The 20,551-nt window shown below is 72.9% G+C and carries 19 protein-coding genes and 1 tRNA gene; 15 read left to right on the top strand and 5 right to left on the bottom strand.

Translation table 11 applies throughout. The features are described 5' to 3' along the window. Window positions 1-20 precede the first annotated feature (20 nt). Both ACF08N_RS10435 and ACF08N_RS10430 read left to right on the top strand, forming a co-directional pair. Complete coding sequence (locus tag ACF08N_RS10435; protein WP_392324188.1) at window positions 21-755, top strand: YidC/Oxa1 family membrane protein insertase; 735 nt, start codon at window positions 21-23, stop codon at window positions 753-755. 134 nt (window positions 756-889) lie between these two features. Next, window positions 890-1,750 (top strand): fumarylacetoacetate hydrolase family protein, encoded by an 861-nt coding sequence (locus ACF08N_RS10430; protein WP_392324187.1) that lies wholly within the window; start codon window positions 890-892, stop codon window positions 1,748-1,750. 36 nt (window positions 1,751-1,786) lie between these two features. Here ACF08N_RS10430 and ACF08N_RS10425 read toward each other — a convergent pair whose 3' ends face one another. Both ACF08N_RS10425 and ACF08N_RS10420 read right to left on the bottom strand, forming a co-directional pair. Next, a complete protein-coding gene (locus ACF08N_RS10425; protein ID WP_392324186.1) occupies window positions 1,787-2,299 on the bottom strand; it encodes a heme-degrading domain-containing protein in 513 nt (170 codons plus the stop codon). After that, on the bottom strand, window positions 2,296-3,384 hold the full coding sequence (locus tag ACF08N_RS10420; RefSeq protein WP_392324185.1) for a Gfo/Idh/MocA family oxidoreductase: 1,089 nt from the start codon (window positions 3,382-3,384) through the stop codon (window positions 2,296-2,298). Before ACF08N_RS10420 ends, ACF08N_RS10425 begins: the two co-directional genes overlap by 4 nt. Before the next feature lie 76 nt (window positions 3,385-3,460). On the opposite strand from ACF08N_RS10420, the gene ACF08N_RS10415 reads away from it, so the two are divergent. The 13 genes from ACF08N_RS10415 to ACF08N_RS10355 all read left to right on the top strand — a co-directional run bounded on the left by ACF08N_RS10415 (window position 3,461) and on the right by ACF08N_RS10355 (window position 16,626). After that, window positions 3,461-4,753, top strand: coding sequence for an ROK family protein (locus ACF08N_RS10415; RefSeq protein WP_392324184.1), 1,293 nt, complete (start codon window positions 3,461-3,463; stop codon window positions 4,751-4,753). 142 nt (window positions 4,754-4,895) lie between these two features. Continuing rightward, complete coding sequence (locus ACF08N_RS10410) at window positions 4,896-5,693, top strand: hypothetical protein (RefSeq protein ID WP_392324183.1); 798 nt, start codon at window positions 4,896-4,898, stop codon at window positions 5,691-5,693. Between the two features lie 30 nt (window positions 5,694-5,723). Then, on the top strand, window positions 5,724-6,497 hold the full coding sequence (locus tag ACF08N_RS10405; RefSeq protein WP_392324182.1) for a GntR family transcriptional regulator: 774 nt from the start codon (window positions 5,724-5,726) through the stop codon (window positions 6,495-6,497). Between the two features lie 135 nt (window positions 6,498-6,632). Continuing rightward, window positions 6,633-7,745, top strand: coding sequence for a TIGR03364 family FAD-dependent oxidoreductase (locus ACF08N_RS10400; RefSeq protein ID WP_392324181.1), 1,113 nt, complete (start codon window positions 6,633-6,635; stop codon window positions 7,743-7,745). A gap of 5 nt (window positions 7,746-7,750) precedes the next feature. Next, window positions 7,751-8,437, top strand: coding sequence for a phosphonatase-like hydrolase (locus ACF08N_RS10395; RefSeq protein WP_392324180.1), 687 nt, complete (start codon window positions 7,751-7,753; stop codon window positions 8,435-8,437). Window positions 8,438-8,442: 5 nt separating this feature from the next. Further along, entirely contained in the window at window positions 8,443-9,501 is a 1,059-nt protein-coding gene (locus ACF08N_RS10390) for an ABC transporter ATP-binding protein (protein ID WP_392324179.1), read from the top strand. 286 nt (window positions 9,502-9,787) lie between these two features. Then, window positions 9,788-10,591 carry a 2-aminoethylphosphonate ABC transporter permease subunit gene (locus ACF08N_RS10385; RefSeq protein ID WP_392324329.1) on the top strand — a complete coding sequence of 268 codons (804 nt, stop codon included), beginning with the start codon at window positions 9,788-9,790 and terminating at the stop codon, window positions 10,589-10,591. Continuing rightward, on the top strand, window positions 10,578-11,375 hold the full coding sequence (locus ACF08N_RS10380; protein WP_392324178.1) for an ABC transporter permease: 798 nt from the start codon (window positions 10,578-10,580) through the stop codon (window positions 11,373-11,375). The genes ACF08N_RS10385 and ACF08N_RS10380 overlap by 14 nt, the downstream gene beginning before the upstream one ends. 15 nt (window positions 11,376-11,390) lie before the next feature. Beyond that, window positions 11,391-12,449, top strand: a complete 1,059-nt coding sequence (locus tag ACF08N_RS10375) for a 2-aminoethylphosphonate ABC transporter substrate-binding protein (RefSeq protein ID WP_392324177.1) — start codon at window positions 11,391-11,393, stop codon at window positions 12,447-12,449. A 151-nt stretch (window positions 12,450-12,600) separates the two neighbouring features. Next, window positions 12,601-14,154: an alkaline phosphatase family protein gene (locus ACF08N_RS10370; protein WP_392324176.1), complete on the top strand. Its 1,554-nt coding sequence runs from the start codon at window positions 12,601-12,603 to the stop codon at window positions 14,152-14,154. A gap of 75 nt (window positions 14,155-14,229) precedes the next feature. Beyond that, window positions 14,230-15,009 carry an HAD-IIA family hydrolase gene (locus ACF08N_RS10365; protein WP_392324175.1) on the top strand — a complete coding sequence of 260 codons (780 nt, stop codon included), beginning with the start codon at window positions 14,230-14,232 and terminating at the stop codon, window positions 15,007-15,009. A 353-nt stretch (window positions 15,010-15,362) separates the two neighbouring features. After that, complete coding sequence (locus tag ACF08N_RS10360; protein ID WP_392324174.1) at window positions 15,363-15,941, top strand: hypothetical protein; 579 nt, start codon at window positions 15,363-15,365, stop codon at window positions 15,939-15,941. Window position 15,942: 1 nt separating this feature from the next. Next, window positions 15,943-16,626: a class F sortase gene (locus ACF08N_RS10355; protein ID WP_392324173.1), complete on the top strand. Its 684-nt coding sequence runs from the start codon at window positions 15,943-15,945 to the stop codon at window positions 16,624-16,626. A gap of 73 nt (window positions 16,627-16,699) precedes the next feature. Here ACF08N_RS10355 and ACF08N_RS10350 read toward each other — a convergent pair whose 3' ends face one another. From ACF08N_RS10350 to ACF08N_RS10340, 3 genes are all read right to left on the bottom strand, one after another. After that, on the bottom strand, window positions 16,700-17,245 hold the full coding sequence (locus ACF08N_RS10350; protein WP_392324172.1) for a hypothetical protein: 546 nt from the start codon (window positions 17,243-17,245) through the stop codon (window positions 16,700-16,702). A 20-nt stretch (window positions 17,246-17,265) separates the two neighbouring features. Next, on the bottom strand, window positions 17,266-20,154 hold the full coding sequence (locus tag ACF08N_RS10345) for a DNRLRE domain-containing protein (protein WP_392324171.1): 2,889 nt from the start codon (window positions 20,152-20,154) through the stop codon (window positions 17,266-17,268). 299 nt (window positions 20,155-20,453) lie between these two features. Next, window positions 20,454-20,527, bottom strand: a tRNA-Lys gene (locus tag ACF08N_RS10340). Between the last annotated feature and the right edge of the window lie 24 nt (window positions 20,528-20,551).

The raw sequence follows: 20,551 nt of genomic DNA, 5'->3' as shown, positions 1-20,551 counted from the left end.
ACCCCCGGAGGGGCCCACCCATGTCCGTATTCGCCGATCTCGTCGAGCGGCTCGCCGACCTGCTCCAGCCGCTGTTTGCCGCGTCGGCCACCGCCGCCGCCATCGTCGTCTTCACCGCGCTCGTACGGCTCGCCGTCCATCCCCTCTCCCGAGCCGCCGCCCGGGGCCAGAAGGCCCGCGCACGGCTCGCGCCGCAGCTCGCCGAGCTGCGCGAGAAGCACGGCCGCGACCGGGAACGGCTGCAGAAGGCCACGATGGAGCTGTACGCGCAGCAGAAGGTGTCGCCGTTCTCGGGCTGCCTGCCGTCCCTGCTCCAGCTGCCCGCGTTCTTCCTCATGTACCACCTGTTCTCCAACGCCCGGATCGGCGGCGAGCCCAACGGGCTGCTCGACCACACCCTCTCCGCCGCCCCGCTCGGCGGGCGCTGGACGGACGCCCTGTCCGACGGCGGCGTGTTCGGCGGCGCCGGGCTCGTGTACCTGGTCCTCTTCGCGGTCGTCGCCGCCGTGGCGACGTTCAATTACGTGCGCACCAAGCGGCAGACGGCCGCCGCGCCCGCGGCGGGGGAGCAGGTGCCGGGCATGGGCCCGATGCTCAAGGTCATGCCGCTGCTGTCGTTCGCCACGCTGATCACGGTCGCCGTCGTGCCGCTCGCGGCCGCGCTGTACGTCGTCACCAGCACCACGTGGTCCGCGGTGGAACGGGTGCTCCTCTACCGGGACATGCCTGCCGGGGCGCTTGCTACCGCCCCGTAAAGGTCCAGCTTGTGAACAGGGTCTTGCAGGGTGGTCGGATGTCTTGGAGGATCAGCCAACCCTCCGATCCTCCTGACGGCCGCACCTGTCGGGCCGGGTCCGCACTCGACGCACTCGACCAGGGGAGAGAAACGATGAAGCTGCTGCGTGTCGGTACGGCGGGCGCCGAGCGCCCCGCTCTGTTCGACGGGGACGGCGTGACCCTGCGAGACCTGTCCGGTCTGGTGGGGGACATCGACGGACCGCTGCTCGCGGACGCCGCCGCCCTCGACCGGATCCGCGCCGCGGCCGACGCCGGTGACCTGCCCGTACTCGACGCGGCCGGGCTACGGGTCGGGCCGCCGCTGGCCCGGGCCGGCAAGGTCGTGTGCATCGGGCTGAACTACCACGACCACGCCGCCGAGACCGGTGCGGAGCCTCCGGCCGAGCCCGTCGTCTTCCTCAAGGCGGCGGACACGGTCGTCGGCCCGGACGACACCGTGCTCGTGCCGCGCGGCAGCCGCAAGACCGACTGGGAGGTCGAGCTCGCGGTGGTGATCGGACGTACGGCCCGCTACATCGCCGACGACGAGGACCCGCTGGCGTACGTCGCCGGGTACGCGGTCGCCCACGACGTCTCCGAGCGCGAGTTCCAGATCGAGCGCGGCGGCACCTGGGACAAGGGCAAGAACTGCGAGACGTTCAACCCGCTCGGGCCCTGGCTCGTGACCGCCGACGAGGTGGCCGACCCCCAGGCGCTGCGCCTCAGGCTCTGGGTGAACGGCGAGCTCAAGCAGGACGGCACCACCGCCGACCAGATCTTCCCGGTGGCCGATGTCGTCCGCTACCTCAGCCGGTTCATGACCCTGTACCCGGGCGACGTCATCAACACCGGCACCCCCGCCGGTGTCGCGCTCGGGCAGCCGGAGCCGAAGCCGTTCCTGCGCGCCGGGGACGTGGTCGAGCTGGAGATCGACGGCCTCGGGCGCCAGCGCCAGGAGCTCAAGGACGCGTAACCGGGCAACGCACAGCCGGCGGGCGGTGCGGCGGGGTCAGGAAGGCGGCCCGGCCGTACCGCTCGAACCGTCGGCGTGCGCGGCGAACCGCTCCAGGGCCTCGACCACCATCGCGTGGTCCTCGGCCTGCGGCAGACCCGAGACCGTGACCGAGCCGACGACGCCGACCCCCTCGACGGTGATCGGGAAGGAACCGCCGTGGGCCGCGTACAGGTCCGGGTCCAGCCGCGAGGACTCCTCGAAGGTGGTGCCCTTGGCGCGGTGCCGGGCCCCGACGAGGTACGAGCTCTCGCCGTACCGCTCGACGACCCGGCGCTTGCGGTCGATCCACGCGTCGTTGTCGGCACTGGCGCCGGGCAGGGCGCAGTGGAACAGCTGCTGGGCGCCGCGGCGGATGTCGATCGCGACGGGTGCGTCGCGCAGGTGGGCCATCTCGACGAGCAGGCTGCCCAGCTTCCAGGCGTCGTCGTGCGTGAATCGGTGCAGCGTCAGCCGCCGCTCCTGCTCGACGATCTCGTCGACGGTGAGGTGCTGGCGGGGGGTGCTCATGCGCTGATCTCCACGGTGACGCCGTCGCGGGCGGAGCGGCGGGCGGCTTCCAGGACGTCCAGGGCGGCGGCCGCCTCCAGCGCGGTCACCGGTGGGGTGCTCTTGTCGCGGACGGCCGCCGCGACGGCCGCGTAGTACGCCGGGTAGTCGCCCGGCAGGGTCTCGACCGGGGTGCCCCCGCCCGTGACCGGGGACTCCCCGGCACCGACGCGGCCCCACAGTGACTCGGGCTCCACGCCCCAGGGCTCACCGGTGGCCGGGCGCCTGCCGTCGCGCAGGTCGGCCTCCTGTGGGTCCAGCCCGTACTTCACGTACCCGGCCTCGGAGCCGAGAACCCGGAAGCGGGGGCCGAGCTGGGCGGTGGTCGCGCTCATGTACAGATGCGAGCGGACGCCGCCCTCGTGCGTGATCGCGATGAACGTGTCGTCGTCGGCCGCTGCGCCGGGTCGGCGCACGTCGGACTCCGCGTAGACCCGCACGGCGGGGCCGAACAGCGTCAGGGCCTGGTCGACGACGTGGCTGCCCAGGTCGTACAGCAGGCCGCCGATCTCCGCCGGGTCGCCCGACTCGCGCCAGCCGCCCTTGAGCTGCGGGCGCCAGCGCTCGAAGCGGGACTCGAACCGCTGCACGTCGCCCAGCTCGCCGTCGGCGACGAGCCGGCGGAGAGTGAGGAAGTCGTTGTCCCAGCGGCGGTTCTGGAAGACCGAGAGCATCAGGCCGCGCTCGTCCGCGAGGGCCGCGAGGCCCCGGGCCTCGGCGGCGGTGCCGGCGACCGGCTTGTCCACGACTACGGCGAGACCGGCCTCCAGGGCGGCGGTGGCGATCGGGACGTGCGTCTTGTTGGGCGAGGCGACGACGATCAGGTCCAGCTCGTCCGCCCGCTCCCACAGCTCGTCGGGGGCCGCCGCGAACCGCACGCCGTCGCCGAGGGCGGCGCGGGCCTGTGCCCGGCGCTCCTCGCTGGAGGTGACGACCGTGTCGATGACGAGGCCGTCGGTCGTGGCGATCAGCGGGGCGTGGAAGACGGAGCCCGCCAGGCCGTAGCCGACGAGTCCGACGCGGAGGGGGGAGCCGGAACCAGTCATGGCTCCACTTAAGCAACGCTGTTGCCAAAGTGCAACCGCTGCGGAGAATGGGAGGGTGACGAGGGTGGAGGCGGGCATGAGGCGAGGCGGCGGCGCGGGGGTCCCGGCCGGGGCCGGGGCGGGCGCGAGCGGTGGCGGCGCCGGGGTGAACCTTCCCGCTCTGCGCAGCCACAACGCGGCGCTCGTGCTCGACCTGCTGCGGACGGCCGGCGAGGCCGGCATCAGCCGGATCGAGCTGGCCGAGCGCACGGGCCTGACGCCGCAGGCCGTCAGCAAGATCGTCGGGCGGCTGCGCGAGGCGGGCCTGGCGGCGGAGGCCGGCCGGCGCGCCTCCACGGGCGGCAAGCCGCGCACGGTGCTGCGCCTGCTCCCGTCGGCGGGCCACGCGGTGGGCCTGCACCTGGACCGAGACGAACTGACGGCGGTCCTGCTGGACCTGTCGGGCACCCGCGTCGCGAGCCGTACGGCCCCGCTCGACCTGGGCGCGGGCGCGGACGCCGTACTGGCGGGCGCGGCCGGGGAGGTACGGGAGCTGCTGGCCGGTTCCGGCGGCGGCGAGGCCCGCGTGCTCGGCGTGGGCGTGGCCATGCCCGGGCCGCTCGACCACGCCACCGGGGTGCCGCACCGCGTCACCGGCTTTCCCCAGTGGGACGGCTACCCGCTGCGCGACGCGCTCGCCGCGCGGCTGCGGCTGCCCGTGGTCCTCGACAAGGACACCAACGCCGCCGCGCTGGGCCTGGCGCTGCGCGGACCCGGCGACTCCTTCGCGTACCTCCACCTCGGTACGGGACTCGGCGCCGGACTCGTGCTCGGCGGCGCGCTCTACCGGGGCGCGCGGACGGGGGCGGGAGAGTTCGGGCACCAGGTCGTCCAGCTCGACGGGCCCGCATGCGGCTGTGGGAACCGCGGCTGCGTCGAGGCGCTGTGCCTGGCGGCCGTCGCCCGCGGCGACATCGCGGGCGCGGCCCGGGTGCTCGGCGTCGGCGCCGCCAACCTGGTCGAACTGCTCGACATCGACCGCGTCGTGCTCGGGGGCCGGGTGGTGGACGCGGCGGCGGAGGAGTTCGTCCGCGGGGTGGGCGCGGTGCTCGCGGCGCGCAGCCGGGTGCCGGTGACGGCGGTCGGAGGCGGGGGCCGCACGGTGGCGGAGGGCGCGGCGCAGCTGGTCCTGGCGCCGGTGTTCGGCCGGGCGCGGGCGGCGTTCACCGCGAACGAGGACGCGGTCGGGAACGAGGACGCGGTCGGGAACGAGGACGCGGTCGGGAACGAGGGTGCGGTCGGGACCGAGGGCGCAGTGGGGAACGAGGGTGCGGTCGGGAGCGAGGGCGTGCCCGCGAACGAGGACGCGGCCGCAAGCGAGGGTGAATGAGAAAGCGCTGACGGGAGGGGTGTCGCGCCGCTGTTCGGCGGTACACGACCGTACGCGGCGCGTCACGGCGGGCAACGATGGCAGGGTCCCGGGCCACGGACCGGGCTTCCCCCGGCGGTACGCGAGCAAGCAAAGGCCACCCATGCGACTGCGCAATGCCCTCGCCCTCACAGCCACCACTGCCGTGCTGTCGGCCGCGCCCCCTGCGGCGGCCCTCACCCCGCTGCCGCACGCGCCGGCCACGGGTCACCCACGGCACGCCGCGCCTGCGGGCGTCACGGAGGACCGGTCGGGGGAGCTGCCCGCCGATCAGCAGCCCACCTGCGGCGACGTCACCGACCCCGACTTCCCCATCCGCACCCGGATCCACGGCGGCCCCCGCACCGTCCACCCCGGGGGCGGTTTCCAGAGCGTCGGGCTCGATCTCACCAACACCACCGAGGAGTTGTGCCACCGCATCCATCCCGTGGTCATCCTCACCGGCCGCGGCCCCGGGCTCACCGCCGACAAGGTCGACGTCCAGTTCCGCGACGAGGACGCCGGACGCTGGCGGCCCGTCGCGCTGGAGCGCACCAGCGAGGACGAGATCGTCGGCGCCTTCGACGACGGCTTCCGCGGCTTCGTCGTACCGGCCGGGAAGACGGTCACGGTCCGGGTCCGCCTCGCGCTCGCCGCCGGCACCTCGCCCAACACCGTCACCGTCAACGCCGCCGTCGTCCAGCGCAAGGGCAACGACGGCGACTGGGTCGGCGCGTCCGGCGACTACCGCTTCGACGTCAGGGAGGCCCCCGACGACTCGACCCTCGCCCGCTCCCTCGACCAGCTCGCCACCACCGGCTCCGGGACCGTCGCCCGCATCGCCGCCGCAGGCGCGGTCATCGCGCTCGGCACCGGGCTGCTGGTGCTGGTGTCCCGCCGCTTCGGGGCCCGCCGACGCTGAACGTTCACCCACGTCTGCAAACATCCTCCGGTGGACTACCCGAACGACCAGGCACCCGGCGCCCCCGTCCGCTCCGGCATTCCGGAGCACGGCCGCATCCCCAAGTACTACGCCGTCAAGGCCCGCATCTCGCAGGTGATGGACGAGCTGGGCGAGGGCGGGCTGCTGCCCACCGAGCGCGATCTCGCCGTCCGTTACGCGGTCTCGCGCGAGACGGTCCGTCAGGCGCTGCGCGAACTGCTGCTGGAAGGCCGACTGCGCCGGCAGGGCCGCGGCACCGTCGTCGCCGGCCCCAAGCTGGAGCAGCCGCTGTCGCTCGCGAGCTACACGGAGGGCGTACGCCGGCAGGGCCGCAGGCCCGGCCGGAACCTGATCACGCTGGACCGCTTCCCCTGCTCCGCCGCCCTCGCCCCGGAGATCGGCGTGGAGCGCGGCGAGCCCGTGTGGCACATGGAACGGGTGCTGCTCGCGGACGACGAGCGGGTCGGGCTGGAGAGCACGTACGTCGCGGTGGCGCGCGTACCGGACCTGGACACCGATTTCGACCCCGACTCCTCCTTCTACGCCTACCTGCGCGACCGGCTCGGCATCACCTTCGGCGACGCGGACGAACGGATCGAGACGGTGCTCGCCACCCCGCGCGAGGCGCTGCTCATCGGGGCGCCGCCCGCGCTGCCCATGCTGCTCATCCACCGCCTGTCGCGGGACACGCAGGGCGCGCCGCTGGAGCGCGTCCGCACGCTCTACCGCGGCGACCGCTTCAGCTTCACCACGCACCTCGCGTCGCAGCCGTCCGGCGGCTGACACCCACCCAACGGGCCCGGAACCGGCGCCTGATCACGGAACGGTAACGGGTCTGGTCCAAGTTTGGGTGGCAGTTCACCGTCCGGTCGCCGACGCGCCCGCTGCGGGTCACTGTTCCCCGCGACCGTTCAGGGCGTGAGAGTCATCGTCGTAGGAGCCGGCGTGGTGGGAACCATGCACGCCTGGCACGCAGTGGAACGCGGCCACGAGGTCGTCCAGATCGAGCGCGAAACGGAGGCCCGGGGCGCGAGCCTGCGCAACTTCGGCCAGATATGGGTCAGCGGCCGCGCGGGCGGTGAGGAGCTGGAGACCGCCCTGCGCGCCCGTGAGCTGTGGGAGGGGATCGGCGGCCGGGTGCCCGCCGTCGGCTTCCGCGCCAACGGCTCCCTCACCCCGGTCCGTACCGAGGCGGAACTGGCCGTGGCCGAGGCCGCCGTCGCCCGGGACGACGCGGCGGCCCGCGGCTACAAGCTGCTGACGCCCACCGAGGCGCGGGCGGTCAACCCGGCGCTGCGCGGCACGTTCGAAGCCGCCCTGTACTGCGAGCGCGACGCGGCCGTCGAGCCGCGCACCGCTCAGCTCGCCCTCAAGGAGGCGCTGCTCGCCTCCGGCCGCTACACCTTCCTCGGCGGGCGCGAGGTCCGCGAGGTCGCCGGACCCGGCGCCGTCCGCGACGACCACGGTGACGTGCACCGCGGCGACGCCGTCGTCCTGTGCACGGGCGCCGCGTTGTCCGGACTCGTGCGCGAGCTCGCGCCCGCCCTTCCCGTGCGCCGCGTACGCCTCCAGATGATGCAGACCGACCCGCTCGGCGAGCCGCTCACCACCTCGGTCGCCGACGCCGACAGCTTCCGCTACTACCCGGCGTACGACGCGACGGGCCTCGACGCCGCGCAGCCCCAGGAACCGGTCGCCGCCGAGCACCGCATGCAGCTGCTGATGGTGCAGCGACTCGACGGCGGTCTGACCATCGGCGACACGCACGAGTACGAGCACCCCTTCGCCTTCGACACCGTCGAGGAGCCGTACGAGCACCTCGTCCGCGTCGTCGAGTCCTTCCTCGGTCGCCGGCTGCCGAGGATCCGGCGCCGTTGGGCCGGGGTGTACGCGCAGTGCACCGACACCACGCGCGTGGTGCACCGCGAGCAGGTGCGCGACGGGGTGTGGCTGGTGACCGGGCCCGGTGGGCGCGGCATGACCTGTTCGCCGGCGATCGCCGAGCGGACCGCGAACGAACTGGGCTGGTGAGCGAGATGAGCACAGCGAACCCGACGAACCTCGTCGTACTGGACATGGCCGGGACGACGGTCGCCGACGGCGGCCTCGTCGAGCAGGCGTTCCGGGTGGCCGCGGAGCGCCTCGGCGAGGACCCCGCGACCATGATCGACCACGTCCGCGCGACGATGGGCGAGTCCAAGATCTCCGTCTTCCGCCACCTCCTCGGCGGCGACGAGGCGCGCGCCCAGCGGGCGAACCTCGCCTTCGAGGAGGCGTACGGCGAGCTCGTCGACGGCGGGCGCATCGCGCCCGTGCCGGGGGCGGCCGAGGCGATCGCGGCGCTGAAGGAGAGCGGCCGCACGGTCGTGCTCACCACCGGCTTCGCGCGCGTCACGCAGGACGCCATCCTCGCCGCCCTCGGCTGGCAGGACCTGGTCGGGCTGACGCTGTGCCCGGCCGACGCGGGAGGCCGGGGGCGGCCGTACCCGGACATGGTGCTCGCGGCGTTCCTGCGCACCGGGGCCGTGGACGACGTCCGGCAGATCGCGGTCGCGGGCGACACCTCGTACGACATGCTCAGCGGCGCCCGCTCGGGGGCCGGCGTCGTCGCCGGCGTACTCACCGGCGCCCACGACAAGGCGCAGCTGGAGGCGCACGGCGCGACGCACGTGCTGGGATCGGTCGCCGAACTCCCCGCGCTGCTCGACGGGGTGGGATCGTGACCGGCGTGGCGAGCGGGATCCGCTTCGACCGCGTCTCGGTCGCGTACGGGCACAGCACCGTCCTCGACTCGCTGGACCTGACGGTCGAGCCGGGCGAGGTCATGGCCCTGCTCGGCCCGTCCGGCTCCGGCAAGACGACCGCGCTGCGGGCCGTCGCCGGCTTCGTGCGGCCGGTGTCGGGGCGGGTGTTCATCGGCGACCGCGACGTCACCGACCTGCCGCCGCACCGGCGCGGGATCGGGATGGTGGTCCAGCAGTACGCGCTGTTCCCGCACATGCGGGTCGAGGACAACGTGGCCTTCGGGCTGCGCGCGCAGAAGGTGCCCGGACGGGAGATCCCCGGGCGGGTCGCCGAGGCGCTGGAGATGACCGGCATGGCGGCCTACGCCCGGCGCCACCCGCGGGAGCTGTCCGGCGGACAGCAGCAGCGCGTCGCGATCGCGCGGGCGCTGGCGATCCGGCCGGGCGTGCTGCTCCTCGACGAGCCGCTGTCCGCGCTGGACGCACAGCTGCGCTCCGGGATGCTCGCGGAACTGGCCCGGCTGCACCGGGAGCTGCCCGACGTCTCCGTCCTGCACGTCACCCACGACCAGGTCGAGGCGCTGACGCTGGCGGACCGGATCGCGGTCATGGACCAGGCGCGGCTGCGGGACTGCGGCACGCCGCAGGAGCTGTACCGGCGGCCGCGTACGGAGTTCACCGCGTCGTTCGTCGGCAACGCGAACCTGCTGCCGGTGCGGGTGGAGGCGTCCGGCGTGTCCTTCGAGGGCACGTCGCTGCGCGTCCCGACCGGGGAGGCGGCGCGGGGCGCGGCGGCGACGCTGTGCGTACGCCCGCACCTGATGGGCCTGGGTGATGGCCCGAACGCGCTCCGCGGCACGCTGGCGGAGGTGCAGTGGCGGGGCGCGACGCACCGGCTGTACGTGGACGTGGCCGGCCACCGGGTGAAGGCGGACCTGCGCGAGCTGCGCGAGACGCCGGAGCTGGGCGCGGAGGTGACGCTGCACTTCGCGCCGGAGGACGCGGTGCTGCTGGGGGCGGGGGTGGCGGATGTCCAGCCGTGACGCGGCCGGCTCGGCGCCGGATGTGGCCGCGCCTGCGGGCCCGGACGGTGCGCGCTCGGCTTCCGGCCGCCCAGGAGTACCCACCCGCACCACCCGTGCGAGTGGGGATTCGGGTGCGGGTCCTCTCGTGGGCGGCGGGTCGCTGTCGGCGGCTGCGGGTGGCGGCGGAGCCGCGAACGACGCGGCGCGGACGCCGCACCGCACGGGCCGCGAGCCCGGGGCGGGCTCTGCGCCGACGCCGCGGAGCCGGGACGAATCGCCCGGCGGCGGAGCCGCCGCCGTCCGCGTGTGGCGCGTGCCCGCCTGGGTGTGGGCCGTGCCGCCCGTCGGGGTGCTCGCCGTTGTGTTTCTCTATCCGCTCCTCCTCGTCGTCGACGAGAGCCTCCTGCCCGGTGCGTGGGGCGGCGTGCTCGGGTCGGAGGCGTTCCGGGACGCCCTCGTCACCACCGTGTGGCTCGCCGTCGGTGCCACCGTCGGGTGCCTCGTCCTCGGGTTCCTCCTCGCGCTTGTCATCGCCTTCGTGCCCTTCCCCGGCGCCCGGGCCGTCGCCCGGTTCGTCGACGTCTTCCTGTCGTTCCCCTCCTTCCTCATCACCCTCGCCCTCCTCTTCGTCTACGGCACCGTCGGCATGGCCAACGGCCTGTGGACCGACGCCACGGGGGCCGCCGAGGGGCCGTTCCGGTTCCTCACCACTCCCTGGGGCGTACTCCTCGCGGAGATCACGTACTTCACGCCGTTCGTGATGCGCCCCCTGCTCGCCGCGTTCTCGCAGCTGGACACCGCGCAGATCGAGGTCGCCTCCTCGCTCGGCGCGCGGCCCGCGCGGATCGTGCGGCGCGTGATCCTGCCCGAGGCGCTGCCGGCGCTCGCCGCCGGGGGCTCCCTCGTGCTCGTCATGTGCCTCAACGAGTTCGGCATCGTCCTGTTCACCGGTGCCAAGGGCGTCACCACCCTGCCGATGCTCGTCTACAGCAAGGCGATCCTGGAGTCCGACTACGCCGCGGCCTGTGTCGTCGCCGTCGTCAACGTCGCGCTCTCCGTGGGTCTCTACAGCCTCTACCGAATGGTCAGCCGTCGTGTTGGTGCATAGCCGCACGGGGAAGTGGGCCGCCTGGGCCCTCTTCCTCGTCCTCTTCCTGCCCCTGTTCGCGCTGCCGCTGCTCGTCGTCGTCGCGGCGTCCTTCGCCACGAACTGGTCGGGCGCCTTCCCGTCGGGACCGACCGCCGAGCACTACTCCTCCGCCCTGCGCGGGGAATCGCTCCAGGCGCTCACCACCAGCCTGGTCACCGCCGTCACCGCGAGCCTGCTCGCGCTGGTCGTCGGCACCTGGGCCGCTCTTGCGGCCGCGTCCCTCCCGAAGCGCGGGAAGCGGGTGCTGGACGCGCTGTTCGTGCTGCCGGTCGCCGTGCCCTCCGTCGTCGTGGGCCTCGCCGTCCTTGTCGCGTTCTCCCAGCCGCCGATGCTCCTGAACGGCACGCGGTGGATCGTGATCCTCGCCCACACCGTCCTTGTCACGGCGTTCGCCTACCAGTCGGTCTCTGCCGCGATCGTGCGTCTCGACCCGATGTACGAGCAGGCGGCCGCCAGTCTCGGTGCCCGCCCGGCGTATGTCCTGTGGCGGGTGAGGCTGCCCCTGCTGCTGCCCTCGCTGAACGCGGCCGCCGGGCTCTGCTTCGCCCTGTCCATGGGGGAGTTGAGCGCCACGATGATGCTCTACCCGCCGGACTGGATGCCGCTGCCGGTGCTGATCTTCACCGCCACCGACCGCGGGTCCCTGTTCACCGGTTCCGCCGTCGCCGTGGTCCTCATGGCGACCACGCTGCTCGTCCTGCTCGCCGTCTCCCGTATCCGTACCAAGGCCTCGTTCCGATAGGAGTTGTCCCACGTCATGCGCAAGAACCTCACCCAGGTCGCCGCCGTCGCCGGTAGCCTCGCCCTCGCCGCCTCCCTGACCGCCTGCGGCGGGAACTCCGCCGCCGCCGACGAGAAGGTCGTCACCGTCTACAGTGCCGACGGCCTCAAGGGCGAGAACGGCGACGGCTGGTACGACAGGGTCTTCAAGGACTTCGAGAAGCAGACCGGCATCACGGTGAAGTACGTCGAGGGCGGCTCCGGAGAGATGGTGCAGCGCGCCCTGCGCGAGAAGTCCAACACCCAGGCCGACGTCCTCGTCACCCTCCCGCCGTTCATCCAGCAGGCCGACTCCAAGGGACTGCTCCAGGCGTACCGGCCGGCGGGCTCCGACCAGGTCGGCGGCGCCGACAAGTCCCTCGACGGCACGTGGACGTCCGTCGTCAACAACTACTTCTCGTTCGTCTACAACAAGAAGGAGCTGAAGGAGGCGCCGAAGACATGGGAGGAGCTGCTGGACGGGAAGTTCAGGAACAAGCTCCAGTACTCGACGCCCGGCGTCGCCGGTGACGGCACGGCCGTCGTCATCAAGGCCGTGCACGACTTCGGCGGTCAGAAGCCGGCCATGGACTACCTGAAGAAGCTCCAGGCCAACAACGTCGGCCCGTCCTCGTCCACCTCCAAGCTCGCCCCCAAGGTCGACAAGGGCGAGCTGCTGGTCGCCAACGGCGACGTCCAGATGAACTTCGCGCAGTCGAAGTCGATGCCGAACCTGGGCATCTGGTTCCCGGCGAAGGACGGCGGCAGGCCGACCACGTTCGCCCTGCCCTACGCCGCCGGCCTGGTCGCGGACGCCCCGCACACCGCCAACGGAAAGAAGCTGCTCGACTTCATGCTCGCCGAGCAGGCCCAGAAGCAGGTCAGCGAGATCGGCGGCGGCTTCCCGGCCCGAAAGGACATCAAGCCCGTGGACGCCAACGCGATCGAGCTGGCGAAGCTCCTGGAGGGCGTCGAGGTCTTCGAGCCGGACTGGAAGGACATCGACAAGAACCTCCCCGCGTACATCGACGCGTGGAAGTCCGCCACGGGCAGCTGAGGGGCACCCGAGAGTTCACCGCACAGCTCTGGCGACCGGCACCATGTAGCGAAAGGATAACGGGTACGGACCAACGCCCCTGCATCGACAGGGGCGTTGGCGTGCGCGTGCCACCTTCCCGACGAACGCCGACCTCTCGACGGAGGAATCCATGCCGATCGACGGCATCTCCCGCCGCACCGTCCTCGCCGCGGGCGCCGCCAGCGCCGCGGCAGCCGCCACCACGAGCCTCGCCGCGGCCGCCCCGGCCCACGCGGCGGCGGACGCGCCCACCCTCCCGAACGGCACCAGCACCGACAAGGTGCTCGTGATCGGCATGGACGGGCTCCGCCACGACCGCATCGACGCCGCCAAGGCCCCGCACCTCAAGGCGATGATGGCGAACGGCACCTACGGCCTGTCCCTGCTGTACGCCTCGCCGATGGCCGCCACCTCCTCCGGCCCCGGCTGGTCGACGATCTCGACGGGCGTGTGGCCCGACAAGCACGGCGTCAAGGACAACTCGTTCACGGGCAGCAACTACACCCGCTACCCCGGCTTCCTGGCCCGCCTCGCCCAGATGCGGCCCGAGCTGTCGACGTACGCCGCCGTCGACTGGAAGCCCCTCGACACCCAGGGCACCGTCACCCCGGGCGCCGACGCCAAGCTCGTCCTGGACGGCGACCGCGACGGCTACGCCGGCCACGACGCCACCATCGCCGCCGAGACCGAGTCGATCCTGCGCGACCAGAACCCGGACGTCCTCTTCGTCTACTTCGGCCAGACCGACATCGTCGGCCACAACTCCGGCGCCCGGAGCAAGGCATACCTCGACGCCATAGACGTCCAGGACGCGTACGTCGGCCGGCTGTGGGCGGCGATCACGGCACGCCCGACCTACGCCCAGGAACGCTGGACCGTCATCGTCGCCACCGACCACGGCCACCTCGACGCGGGCGGCCACGGCGGCAGCGCCATCGAGGAGCGGCGTACCTTCGTGCTCGCCCAGGGGCCCGGCATCGCGGCCGGCGCGCGCCCGGTGGACACCCGGCTCGTCGACGTCGCCGCCACCGTCTTCCGGCAGCTCGGCATCACCCCGGACCCGGCCTGGGGCCTGGACGGCAAGCCGGTCCAGGAAAGGTCCGCCGACCCCTTCGACACGCTGCACTCCTCGCTCTCGCAGCGGGTCGACGAGACCGGCATCCCCGCCGGTGTCATCGGTTTCACGCACACCCCGCCCAGCGGCTGGTCCGTCATCAACAACGCGATGGGCACCGGCGGCATGACCGAGTGGCGCGGCTGGGCCTTCGCCACCGACGAGTTCTGGTCCCGGACGCAGGCCGGCCAGTCCCGTGAGCTCAACGTCCGCTCCCGCGGCGTCTTCGCGGTCGCCGACTCCGACGAGTGGGCGGACAAGTCGTTCTCCGGCACGTACGACTCGACACTGGTCGGTCCCGCGCACAACGTCTCCGACGCGACCCGCGTGACGCTCTCCTTCACCACGCTCTACCGGCATGAGGGCAGCCAGACCGCGCAGGTCCTGGCCTCCTTCAACGGCGGTACGCCGACCGTCGTCAAGAGCTACACGGCCGATGTCCTCTCGCAGTCGCAGTCGCTCGCCGTGAACGTGCCCGCGGGCGCGTCCAGCGTGAGCTTCCGCTTCCGCTACACCGGTTCCAACAACTGGTACTGGGTCATCGACGGGGTCAAGATCCAGGCTTCCTGATTAGGCTGGGGGGCGTCGCCACAGTGCTGTCGCGGCGCCCCCAGCACGCACGTATGCACGGCAGGAGTCCGCCACATGGCAGAGCGCAAGCCGATCGAGTCCTGGCTCACCGACATGGACGGTGTCCTCATCCACGAGGGCGTACCGATCCCGGGCGCGGACGCCTTCATCAAGAAGCTGCGGGAGACCGGGAAGCCGTTCCTGGTGCTCACCAACAACTCCATCTACACGGCCCGCGACCTGCACGCCCGTCTCGCCCGCATGGGCCTCGACGTGCCGGTGGAGAACATCTGGACCTCGGCGCTCGCCACCGCCCGGTTCCTCGACGACCAGCGCCCCGGCGGCACGGCGTACGTCATCGGCGAGGCGGGTCTGACCACGGCTCTGCACGACATCGGCTACGTGCTCACCGACCACGAACCGGACTACGTCGTGCTCGGCGAGACACGCACGTACAGCTTCGAGTCGCTGACCAAGGCGATCCGGCTGATCAACGCGGGCGCACGGTTCATCTGCACCAACCCGGACAACACCGGCCCCTCCACCGAGGGCCCCCTGCCGGCGACGGGCTCCGTCGCCGCGCTGATCACCAAGGCGACCGGCAAGGAGCCGTACTTCGCGGGCAAGCCCAACCCGCTGATGATGCGGACCGGTCTCAACGCGATCGGCGCGCACTCCGAGACCAGTGCCATGATCGGCGACCGCATGGACACCGACGTGCTCGCGGGGCTGGAGGCCGGGATGGAGACGTTCCTGGTGCTGACCGGGTCCACGACGCCCGCCGCGGTGGAGCAGTACCCCTTCCGGCCCTCGAAGGTCGTCGACTCGATCGCCGACCTCGTGGATCGCGTCTAGGCCCTGCCCGGCCGATCTTGCCGGGCTCGCGTGCCCTGGCACGCTCCCCCGTAGCCCTTCGGGCACGGGTGGTGCCCCCACGCTGCGTTGTCGTCATTCGCCGACGCTCCGCGTCGACTCAATCCTCCGCCTTGCGATCTCCCCCGTAGCCCTTCGGGCACGGGAGGTGCCCCCAGCACCAGACCCTCCCCCGTACGCCCTGCGGGCGTGGGGGGGACCCCCACTCACTGATCGGGCCTGATCGACCGGACAGGACCTAGGCAGGTCAGCGTCCTTTCGCAAGAGGGGCGGCCCTCTCTGCGGATGCGGGATCGGCTTGCGCGCGTGAACCTGTCGGTATCAGGAGGTTCACGATGAGTGCAGGTTCGATAGCTCTCCGTACCGCAGGGGTGGCCGCCGTACTGATCCTGGCTCCCGCCGCCCCGGCCGTCGCGGACGACTCCGCCAAAACCGTCCTCGCCCCCTCCACGACCGCGCCGGGAGGGGAGGTCGGGATCAGCGCCACCGGCTGCACGGCCTCCACCGCCCTCGCGAGATCCGGCGCCTTCGTCGCCGACGCGGAACTGACGGCCCGGCGCGGATCCGGCGGTCTGACCGGCGAGGCGAGCGTGCGGTCCGACGCGCGGCCCGGCACCTACGGCGTACGCGTCCGGTGCGACGGCCGCGACTACCCCTCCTCCGGCCGCCTCCAGGTCGTCCACCGGCTGCCGGGGACCGCCGAGCCCGCGGGAGCCGTGCCCGCGTCCCCGGTGGCGCCCGTCCGCGCGGGCGGCGGCGGAACGGCGGCGATCGTCGCCCCGGTCGCCGCCGTCGAAGCCGAGGACGCCGGTCCCAGCGCCACCCAGACCGTGATCGGCCTGGTGCTCGCGGGCGCCGCCGCTGTCGTGGTCGCCGTCCGCAGCGCGCGCAGGCGCCGTGCGGACTCCGACTGAGATGTCCGGCATACGGCCGCGCACGCGGCCCGGCAGCCGCGGCTCGGGAACGGTCCGGGCGGTCGTCGGCGCGCTGTGGGCGTTCCTGGTGATCGTCCTGTGGCTGTGGGGCGGCGGCGCCCCCGGCGGAGCGGCCGGCAGATCGGCGCTCACCACGGGAGACATGGCGGCGGTCGGCCGCCCGCCCGGCATCCCGATGCCCGCCGCGTACGCCCCCTTCGACGCCGCCGAACCGCGCCGCGTCGAGATGCCCGCCCTGGGCCTGTCCGCCCCCGTCGTCGCGCGCGGTCTCGACGAGCGGGGCGCCGTCGCACCGCCGCCCTTCGAGACGCCGGACAGCGTCGGCTGGTATGGCGGGGGCGCCCGGCCCGGCGAGCGCGGCACGGCCCTGTTCGTCGGCCATGTGGACACCGAGGAGCGGCCCGCCGTCTTCTACGACCTGAGCGCGGCCAGGCCCGGGGAACGGATCCGGGTGACGGGGGCCGACGGCAGGGTCGCCGAGTTCACCGTGGACGACGTGCGCGTCTTCGCACGCGAGCGGTTCGACGCGCGCGCGGTCTACGGCCCACGCGAGGAGGGCCGGGCCGAGCTGCGGCTGATCACCTGCGGCGGCGCCTTCGAACGGGCGACCGGCAGCTACACGGCGAACGTCGTCGTCTCCGCGTACCTGACGGGCACGCGGTAGGAGCGCGACAGGCCCCCGGCGGCGTCTCCCGCGGGGGGCCTGCGATCACGCGGTCATACGGTCACGCATACGGTCACGCGGCGCGGACGGTGAAGTCGCACCAGGTGGTCCACTGCGAGACGGCGGCGCCGTCCTGGACCCGTACCCGCCAGCGGTAGTCGCCGTCGGCGAGCCGGCTCCCGGACACCTGGAGCGCGGCGTTCTGGCTGGTCTCGCTCACCGTCTGCTTGCGCAGCACCGGCTGTCCGTCCGCCTTGTCGACCTCGAAGACCACCTTCCGGCCGGGTGCCGCCTCGCCGGGCTTCTCGACGGTCCCGGGCGGGGCCACCGATTCCAGCGTCGCGGCGAGCGTCGCCGCGCCGGAGGTGACGACCGGCGGCTGCGGCGCACCGCAGAACTGGAAGCCCGCGTACGGGCCGTCGGACACGCGCGGGTTGCCCGGGGTGCCCAGCAGGTCGCCGCCGGTACCGGCCGCCGCTTCGGCGGCGGCGGTCCGTGTCTCCGGGTTCTGGTCGGCCATGGACAGGGGCGCCGCGACCGCGGCGGCGGCCAGTGCCGCGACGACCGCCGTGACGAGCCGCGTGGGCCGCACCCCGGACCCTCTGTTGAACAGACGCATCGCTTCTGTCTCCTCCTCGGCTACTTGACGTAGAGCACGTGGTCGGGGCTGGTGGCGGGCGAGACCGCCACGCACTGGTAGGCGTTCCAGCGGTGCTCGGCCACGAGCCGCTTGCCGACCGCGTCACAGCCGCCGAGGTTGTGCAGGTCTGCGAACTTCACCCAGTCCGTCGCCGTGTTGGCCTTCAGCCTGATCGCGGTGACCTGCTCCGCGACCTGCTTGCCGGAGGCGACTCCGTCCGTGCCGTCCCAGCGGTAGTGGACACCGAGCCAGACGCGGCCGACGGCGTTCTCCTCGGCGGCGGCCGAGAAGCTGGTGAACGTGCGGGTCACGCCGAGCGCGTGCGGGTCCTCGGTGGTGGCGGTGAAGGTCATGGCGTCGGTGCCGAACCACTTCTCCATGGCCTTGGCCCACGCGCCGCCGAAGGTGGCGTGACCGGAGACGTACGCCGGGAAGTTGGGCGAGAAGTGGGTGCCGTCCCGATCCTGGGAGAGGGGCTGCCAGTTGGTGTCGGGCAGCGTCTCCGCGTTGCCGTCCCCGTCGGTCCGGATCGCGGACTCGGGTCGCCACAGGTCGATGTCGGTCCGGTACTTGGCGTCCCAGGCCGCGATACCGGCATCGGCCATGGAGAAGGCGGCGAGCGCGAACAGCTTGGCGTTGCCGGCCACGGTCAGGCGCTGGTCCCGCGACAGGATCTGGGTCAGATCGAAGAGCTGGCCCGGCGGCTTGTAGGTGCCGTCGAGGTCATTGGCCCAGAACAGGGCCGCCTCGCGCTGGTCGGCCGTACGGAGGGTGGAGTCGCTCTTGCCGAGGTCCTTCACGTCCTTGACCTGGGCGGCGTAGGCGGAGCTCTTCAGCAGGCTGTCCATGACGGTGTGCCCGCCGGGCCCGGCGGGCCGGAACTGCGCACCCGACGTCATGGCGAACGGCTTCACGAGGCCCCAGTCCGGCGTGGCACCGGGCTTGCCGTCCGTCGGACGCCAGTAGCCGGGGGTCTGGCTGCCGGTGTACGTGGTCGTGGACGCGGCGCCGTCGCCCTGACGGGCGCTGATCATGGCCGCGGCTGCCTGCTGCCCGACGGACGTGCCGGCCGCGCGCTGCTCCGCGGTCACCGCGGCGGGGATGGTGGCGCGTGCCGCGGCGATCTCGTCGTCGAAGTTCGCCCCGGGGAAGACGCTGCGCAGCACGTCGAACGCCGCGTGGTCGATGGCGCTGTTGACGTCCGGCACGGCGCCGTTGCTCGCGGTCGCCTTGACCAGGTAGGGGGCGCCGAGGCACTTGACCGCGTCCTCGGCGCACTTGGCGGAGTTCGCCGCGTCGTAGATCGCGCCGTGCATCATGGCGCCGGCCCGGGCGAGCGGTCCGGGTGCGCCGCCGACCTCACGGAAGGTCTGCTGGAGGACGTCGTTCCAGTACACGACGTGGTCCTTGACCGGGTCGGCCGGGGTCTCGTACGTGACCAGGATCGACGGCGCGTGGGCGGCGTCGTCGGCGGAGGCGAAGATCTTGAACGCCTTGTAGTCGGTCTCGTCCGTGGCGCGCAGGCCGACGGTGTCCGTCGTGCGGTCCACCTGGGCCCACTGCTTGACGATCGAGGTGATGTCCTGGGAGACCCAGCGCGGTCCGCAGTCGGTGTGGCCGTGCGTCGCGGTGGAGGTGCCCGCCTTGGTGCGCCAGGCGGGCTGGCTGCTCCAGCGGGTCGCCGTGGAGACGGTCCCGGTGTCCCAGACCTCCCAGGAGCGGGGCTCGCAGGAGTCCGACCAGGTGGCGTAGAGGTTCAGTTCCGCGTTGAGCACGTCCTGGCCGGTGACCGCGGCGTCGCGCGGGAACTGGATGAACGAGCGCGCCTCGTTCTTCTGCCACTCGCGGCCGACCCGCAGGCCGACGTCGCCGGACAGGTCGGCCGTCCCGCCGTTGACGACGGTCGTGTCGAAGTTCGTGCCGAAGTAGATCGCGGGGTCGATGGTGACCGGGTACTTCGTGTCCTTGTCGGCCAGGAAGCCGCGGTCGGCGCTGACGTCCAGCCTGTAGCCGCCCTTGGCGGCGGTGACGTCGAGACCGACCGGTGCCCGGTTGGTCGCGGCCCGGCCGCGCGGGTCGCGCGAGGCGTCCCACATCACGGGCGTCGGCAGCGTGCCCACCGTCCTGCCCGTCGCCGTGTCGGTGAAGGTGACCGACGTGTCGGCGCCCTTCACGGCCTTCACCCCGTCGGCCCGGAGCGGCATGCTGACGTCCGCGGCACGCTGGGCGGCCGCCCGGTTCTTGACGACCAGGAACTGTTCGAACCCGGTCCGCGTGGCCTCGATCACCAGGTCGGTGCCGGGCAGCGCGTCGACGTAGGTGGCCTTGTTGCCCTTGAGCACGGGCCGGGGCAGCGCGCCCTGCCACCCGAGGGCGACGGACCGGTCCTCGCCGCCGAGGGTGACGAGTGTGCCGCCCTGCTCGCCGGCACCGCCCGCGAGCCGGAGTCCGCGCGGATGGGCCTTCGGGCTCACCGAGCCGTCGGCGTTCCTGACGAGCGTGGTGTCCACCGCGGTCCAGGCGCCGCCCTTGCGGAAGCGGACGGGGCCCGCGTGGGTCTCCCGCGACATGGTGCCGTCGGGGTTGGCCCACAGCGTGGTGGTCTCGGTACGGGCGCCGATCACCTCGATCCGGCGGTCCTGCGCGGCGGCGGTGAGCCGGGCAGCGGCCTCCTCGGTGATGCGTGCGTCGTTCTTCTGCGCCGGAGCGGCCTGGGCGGCCGCGGCGGGCGTCCGGGGTGCGGCCTCGGCGGGTGAGACGGCCGCGGCGATCAGGCCCGCCTCGGCGACAAGGACCAGGGACAGCGGGACGGCGAACCGTCCGCGCCGCTTGCGGGAGCCGGCTCGCCGCCCTGTTCCGCCGTCGGGCAGGTGGGTCGATCTGTGCACGTGGTTCAGCCTCCAGAACAGTTGCTGCGTGAGAACTGCCTTAGAACTGGCATGCGAATCGTGACAGTCGGTGGCTCACCGTGCCCCGATCTTCACAGAGTCGGGGACGTGATGGTGATCATGGTCGGAATGTGGAACTCCGGTATGGGGACCGGTAGTTGAAAGGAGATCGTTCGCGGAGGCGGCGACGGGCCGGCCGAGCCGCTGCCCCGGGTCGCGCCGCCGGGCCGGGTGTACCGATCATCCGGACGGAATGCATAAGGCCCCTCGTCCGCCGGACGAGGGGCCTCGCGTGTCTGTGCGCCGCCAGGGACTCGAACCCCGGACCCGCTGATTAAGAGTCAGCTGCTCTAACCAACTGAGCTAGCGGCGCCTGCTGACCTGGAGAAGTCTACCG

The organism is Streptomyces sp. NPDC015127, assembly GCF_043080095.1.
Taxonomy (GTDB): domain Bacteria; phylum Actinomycetota; class Actinomycetes; order Streptomycetales; family Streptomycetaceae; genus Streptomyces.
Note: the sequence above shows the minus strand (reverse complement) of the source record. Positions and strands in the feature narration are given on the sequence as shown.

Coding starts and splice junctions, on each gene's coding strand:
- ACF08N_RS10415 (WP_392324184.1), top strand. CDS start 3,461: ATGAGGCGAGGCGGCGGCGCGGGGGTCCCGGCCGGGGCCGGGGCGGGC.
- ACF08N_RS10370 (WP_392324176.1), top strand. CDS start 12,601: ATGCCGATCGACGGCATCTCCCGCCGCACCGTCCTCGCCGCGGGCGCC.
- ACF08N_RS10435 (WP_392324188.1), top strand. CDS start 21: ATGTCCGTATTCGCCGATCTCGTCGAGCGGCTCGCCGACCTGCTCCAG.
- ACF08N_RS10420 (WP_392324185.1), bottom strand. CDS start 3,384: ATGACTGGTTCCGGCTCCCCCCTCCGCGTCGGACTCGTCGGCTACGGC.
- ACF08N_RS10355 (WP_392324173.1), top strand. CDS start 15,943: ATGTCCGGCATACGGCCGCGCACGCGGCCCGGCAGCCGCGGCTCGGGA.
- ACF08N_RS10395 (WP_392324180.1), top strand. CDS start 7,751: ATGAGCACAGCGAACCCGACGAACCTCGTCGTACTGGACATGGCCGGG.
- ACF08N_RS10425 (WP_392324186.1), bottom strand. CDS start 2,299: ATGAGCACCCCCCGCCAGCACCTCACCGTCGACGAGATCGTCGAGCAG.
- ACF08N_RS10410 (WP_392324183.1), top strand. CDS start 4,896: ATGCGACTGCGCAATGCCCTCGCCCTCACAGCCACCACTGCCGTGCTG.
- ACF08N_RS10365 (WP_392324175.1), top strand. CDS start 14,230: ATGGCAGAGCGCAAGCCGATCGAGTCCTGGCTCACCGACATGGACGGT.
- ACF08N_RS10350 (WP_392324172.1), bottom strand. CDS start 17,245: ATGCGTCTGTTCAACAGAGGGTCCGGGGTGCGGCCCACGCGGCTCGTC.
- ACF08N_RS10430 (WP_392324187.1), top strand. CDS start 890: ATGAAGCTGCTGCGTGTCGGTACGGCGGGCGCCGAGCGCCCCGCTCTG.
- ACF08N_RS10360 (WP_392324174.1), top strand. CDS start 15,363: ATGAGTGCAGGTTCGATAGCTCTCCGTACCGCAGGGGTGGCCGCCGTA.
- ACF08N_RS10375 (WP_392324177.1), top strand. CDS start 11,391: ATGCGCAAGAACCTCACCCAGGTCGCCGCCGTCGCCGGTAGCCTCGCC.